This window comes from Alicyclobacillus hesperidum (assembly GCF_900107035.1).
GTDB lineage: Bacteria > Bacillota > Bacilli > Alicyclobacillales > Alicyclobacillaceae > Alicyclobacillus > Alicyclobacillus hesperidum.
Genome location: NZ_FNOJ01000037.1, coordinates 1 through 4,909, shown reverse-complemented (window position 1 = coordinate 4,909; position 4,909 = coordinate 1). Strand labels below are relative to the sequence as shown.

Sequence of the window (4,909 nt, the reverse complement as noted above, 5' to 3'; positions counted from 1 at the left end):
CAAGGCAAGCTGAGCGGGACAAAAGTAATCATATCAGGATATTAAAACTTGGAATTTCTCCGTTCTGGAGTGTCCACTATATTGACTTAATACCAACTTCGTGAGCTGCGCGCGCTCGGACAACCGGACTGGATAGCATTTATGATGGCAAACTCGCGACGAGGATATTGGGAAATGGCGAGAAACTTGAACAACGCTATGAACAAGACCTACTTTGAACAACTTGGTTTGAGGAGTTTACAGGCGAGATACTTGAAACTTCGTAGTGCTTTGTGAACCGCCGTATGCGGACCCGCTTGTACGGTGGTGTGAGAGGTCGGGGGCTAGGCGCCCCCTCCTACTCGATTTCCTTCTCCGTGCTCGTAAATCGGGACACCATACATACGCATACGCTGTCATCCTTCAGAAGAACCTTTTTTTAACATCATACGATTTCGAAACTCGTTACGTCCTATAGTTGTGGAAGGAGTGAAACGAGTGGAAATATCCCAAGATCTCATCGAACGTGTTTGCAACGGAGATGAACAAGCCTATTCCGAACTATTCCAATTGACTTGGGATTCGGCAGTACGAACCTGCTGGCTCATCTTGCGCAATCAGCATGATGCTGAAGAAGCCGCCCAGGAGTCGTTTTTGAAACTCTATATCCAGCGCCAACGCATCCGGGATGTCGGAGCGTTTCAAGGCTGGTTTTACCGAATCCTGGTGAACACTGCACTCGACAGAGTACGAAAACGCAAGAGTGTATTGGACATCGACTCCGTACAGTTGACGGGCCGATATGAACCAATGCACAACGCAGACAGACGGATGATGATTGACGAAGCCATGCGTAAATTGACTTACGACGAGCGAGTGGCCGTGGTACTCGTTCACTTCAATGGACTCAAGGAATTAGAAGCAGCCAATGCGGTAGGTTGGACGCTCGGAAAGCTGAAATATCGATTGAATCGTGCGAGACGGGTGCTATCCAATGTCATCGGTCAAGATGATCAAGACCCTAGTGTACGTATTGGAAGGGGGATTCAAAGATGACAGATCAGATCCGCAAGGCTTTGGTGGAGGATGCTTCTCGAATCGAGGTGACACCCGTGACGTGGGACCAAGTTGCTCGGGGTTCGGAATTCGGAAAGCAGTCGGGAGCACGGGGGAAGAAGAAGCGGCATACGGGGTTATATGGACTGGGTGCAGCAGCCTGCCTGGTCGTAGTGTTTGGAGCGTCTGGATTTGTGTCACCAGCAATGGCTGCTACACTGCACAAAATTCCGGTGATTGGAGCGCTATACTCGTTCAATGTGCCACAGATGAACCAGTATTCGACGACGAATGATGTATCCGCAACAGACCAAGGGATCACGATTTCGGTCCCACGGGCCTATTATGACGGCAACCAGTTGGACATTACGTATGAGATCCAAGTGCCATCTGGGTATCAATCACTGGCGGGATCGCAGGTTCGTCCGCCGAGTGAAATCAATTTGAACGGAAGAGCGGTTTCCTTCGAGAGTGTGCAAGGAGATGATTCGGCTGTCTCATCAAACATATACAGTGGGAAAATGGAGTGGAACCTGTCCTCCCATCAGTTCCCGCAAAGCGGAACGCTGACGATCCCAATTCATCAAGTGGGCTCTGTGCAAGGGAATTGGATGCTATCCATTCCGGTGTCGAGTATTGCGGTTACCAATGCAAGTCAGTCCAAAACTTTGACAGGTGTCAGCAGCTCGGCTTACGGTATCACCTTGACCGCAACAAAGGTAAGCCAAGGACCGGCATTCACCACGATCTCCATGGAAATGCGCCAACCTTTACAAGCGAATGGTCATCCAAAATATGAGATGTCGGACCGGACGTTTGAGTTTGGAACCGCTTCGAATATCACGGGCGGGATTTCATTCGTTGGTTCAGTCCCGGATGAAAAGGTTGTCGGTAATGAGGCTGTGTGGGACTTCACGCTTCAAGTCCAGACTCCGCCAAGCAACGTCAAGTCCATACCTGTTGAACCCGTATGGTTTGGATCGACGCCAGGGCCTGTCCCATACAGTGGCTCAGGGTTCTTACCACATTTGTCCCAACTGAATGTGACTGTACCCATCAATTGATAGGGAAGTTTTCTTAGGTACAAGTGTGACATCCCGCCCCTTAAATCGGCTAGTGACCGCAGGGGCGGTGATTCACTATGCCCATCAGGACTCATCTGTTACCCCAAATCAATTTTGAAAGAAGGTGGCCATCAAATGAATCAACGAGTGGAACGAAGTCAGAAAGGCCGCCATAAGCCCAGGATTGGAGCTGCATTTGTCGGTATTCTGGTCATGTTCGGTTTGATGATCACTGGTTTCAAACTTCCACTTCTCCCCGTCTTGCAAGGCGATGCCAACACAGCAGAGTGGGCTTCGTATAATACGGTACATCATGTCCTGACGAATCAGCCATCTTTGCCTTCGTTGACAGGTGTTGCATGGCCGCAGAGTGGTCAGGCAGCCGTGATGATCGACGGACACTTGAGGGGGCACTACGGAGCGAATTCACCGATTCCGATAGCGAGTTTAACGAAGATGATGACCGCATTCGTCGTGCTGCAAAAATATCCACTCGGTCCGAACGAGAGTGGCCCTACTTATACGGTGACACCACAGGACGTACAAATCTACAACGAGGATTATGCAGAGAATGATTCGTGTGTAAACGTCGTTGCTGGAGAGACGCTAACAGAGCGGCAGATGCTGGAGGGATTGTTGTTGCCATCTGGAGACAACATGGCCGTCATGCTTGCTAATTGGGTGTCCGGCAGTGTGCCGTCATTCGTCAACCAGATGAATACGGAAGCCCATCGTTTGGGAATGACCAACACATACTATGCCGATCCGGCTGGAGTCAGCGCACAGACCGTCAGCACTGCACTTGACCAACTGAAGGTGTCATATGCCGTCATGAAATCACCAACCATACAGGAAATTGTGGGAATGACAAGCGCCCCCTTTCCGCTTGTTGGTCAGATTAACAATACAAATTCAGATCTTGGGCAAGATGGCATTACGGGGCTCAAGACAGGTAACCTGGAGCACATTGGGAATATGGCGGTAGCCGCAGACCGAGTGTACGACCATAAGCAGGTTGAAGTGATCGCCGTTGTGCTTGGACAACCTGGTGCCAACGAAACTGATTCTTTATCCGCCGCATTGAAAGCAGGGCGCAGCTTGATACAGAGTCTAGGCACCCCTTCAGCAAACGTGACGTAAACGTCAAATCAACCTCACATAGCATTTGCTCTCCCACTGCTTGAAAATGTCATCATCAAGCCACGGGAGGGTTCTTGTATGCGAGAGCACATGTCTCACCAGGAGCGTCGTGAACTTTGGCGTGAACGTATCGCTGCCTTCTACGACAGCGGCCAGTCCGCCAGTCAGTTTTGCGCTGAGCACGGTCTGAAACCTCATCAGTTCTGGTACTGGCTTCGTCGACTACGATACGAAACCGCACCTGGCACGCACGACACGACGTTCGTGTCGGTCGTGACAACCTCCTCACCTTCGGACGCAGGCCGTTCGCCCCTGACCCTGCGCGTGGGTTCGGTCGAGATTGACGTCCATCCTGGCTACGACGCCTCGACGCTTGCTGAGCTCATTCGGCTCGTGATGCACGTTTGCTAGCCTTCGACTGGACTTCGGATCACCGCGTGTATCTCGCCTGTGGCGCCACAGACATGCGCAAATCCATTGACGGACTCGCCGCGCTCGTTCAGGCGTCGTTTCAGCTCGATCCGTTTTCGCCATGCATGTTTGTCTTCTGCAATCGGCAACGGGACAAGCTTAAAATCCTGCACTGGTCGCACAACGGATTTTGGCTGTACTATCGGCGCTTAGAGCGCGGTCGATTCGATTGGCCAGAGACAAGCGATGCCAAGATCATGGTGATCACACGGCGAGAGCTGAACTGGCTCCTGGATGGCCTACCGCTCGAGCAGCCGAAAGCGCATCGAGCTGTGCGTGTCCATTCTGCGATTTAAGCCGCATCAGCAGGAATCGGATCTGGGTCGTCGAATGCTTAGGGCATGACCTACGAGAACGGCACCATCCTCATGACCGAACAAGAATACGAAGCTCTGCAGCGGGAAAAGGAGCAATTGCGCCAACAGGTGGTCTACCTGGAGGAGCAGATCCATCTGCTCCGTCACCGTCTATTTGGGGCTTCCAGCGAAAAGCGCCGCAAGACCCAGGCGGAGTCGGACAGCGTCCAGTTCTCGCTGTTCAACGAAGCCGAAGTCGAGGCGGACGCCCAACCTTCGGAAGAGACCGGGGAAACCGATGCGGAAGCGACATCGGAAGGCGTGGAGACGGAGACCATCACGTATGAGCGCCGGAAGCCTCGTGCGGCGCGGGAGCGTGACGCCTGGCTGTATCAGGGTGAAGCGGACGAGGTCGTCGAATACCGACTGTCAGATGACGAGCGAGTCTGCCCGAAATGTGCGGGTGAACTGCATGAGATGAGCCGTGAGATCACGCGACGTGTGAAAATCATCCCGGCGCAGATGAAAAAAGTCGAGTACGTGCGGTACGTGTACGCCTGTCGGCACTGTGAAGCGCAAGACGTGGTGGTATTAAGTCAATATAGTGGACACTCCAGAACGGAGAAATTCCAAGTTTTAATATCCTGATATGATTACTTTTGTCCCGCTCAGCTTGCCTTGGTCTTCAATGATTGGAAATATCTTCTTTCGCATTCAACCGGTGTTAGATAACCGATGGATGAGTGAACTCGCTCCCGGTTGTACCACACCTCGATGTACTCGAAAATTCGTTGTATGGCCTGCTCTCTCGTTTTGAACTTTTCCAGGTAGACGAGCTCTCGCTTGATGATGCTGTGAAAGGACTCGATGCACGCATTATCAAAGCAATTACCTTTACGGCTC

General features: G+C 51.9%; 6 protein-coding genes and 1 pseudogene. 6 read left to right on the top strand and 1 reads right to left on the bottom strand.

What is annotated here, in order from left to right; translation table 11 throughout:
- The first annotated feature begins 477 nt into the window (after window positions 1–477).
- The 6 genes and pseudogenes from BLU70_RS14000 to BLU70_RS13975 form a co-directional block, all read left to right on the top strand.
- Window positions 478–1,035 (top strand): RNA polymerase sigma factor, encoded by a 558-nt coding sequence (locus BLU70_RS14000; RefSeq protein WP_074693967.1) that lies wholly within the window; start codon window positions 478–480, stop codon window positions 1,033–1,035.
- Window positions 1,032–2,099, top strand: coding sequence for a DUF4179 domain-containing protein (locus tag BLU70_RS13995; protein ID WP_074693966.1), 1,068 nt, complete (start codon window positions 1,032–1,034; stop codon window positions 2,097–2,099). The genes BLU70_RS14000 and BLU70_RS13995 overlap by 4 nt, the downstream gene beginning before the upstream one ends.
- A 135-nt stretch (window positions 2,100–2,234) precedes the next feature.
- Window positions 2,235–3,239 (top strand): D-alanyl-D-alanine carboxypeptidase family protein, encoded by a 1,005-nt coding sequence (locus BLU70_RS13990; protein WP_074693964.1) that lies wholly within the window; start codon window positions 2,235–2,237, stop codon window positions 3,237–3,239.
- Window positions 3,240–3,317: 78 nt separating this feature from the next.
- Complete coding sequence (gene tnpA / locus BLU70_RS13985) at window positions 3,318–3,650, top strand: IS66 family insertion sequence element accessory protein TnpA (protein WP_074693962.1); 333 nt, start codon at window positions 3,318–3,320, stop codon at window positions 3,648–3,650.
- A 26-nt stretch (window positions 3,651–3,676) separates the two neighbouring features.
- Entirely contained in the window at window positions 3,677–4,006 is a 330-nt protein-coding gene (tnpB, locus tag BLU70_RS13980) for an IS66 family insertion sequence element accessory protein TnpB (protein ID WP_006448185.1), read from the top strand.
- Window positions 4,007–4,051: 45 nt separating this feature from the next.
- Window positions 4,052–4,591: pseudogene (locus BLU70_RS13975) on the top strand (IS66 family transposase zinc-finger binding domain-containing protein); the annotation flags it as partial.
- Window positions 4,592–4,674: 83 nt separating this feature from the next.
- Here the strand turns inward: BLU70_RS13975 and BLU70_RS13970 are convergent.
- On the bottom strand, window positions 4,675–4,909 hold a 235-nt coding region (locus tag BLU70_RS13970), incomplete at its 5' end, for an IS3 family transposase (RefSeq protein ID WP_143027558.1).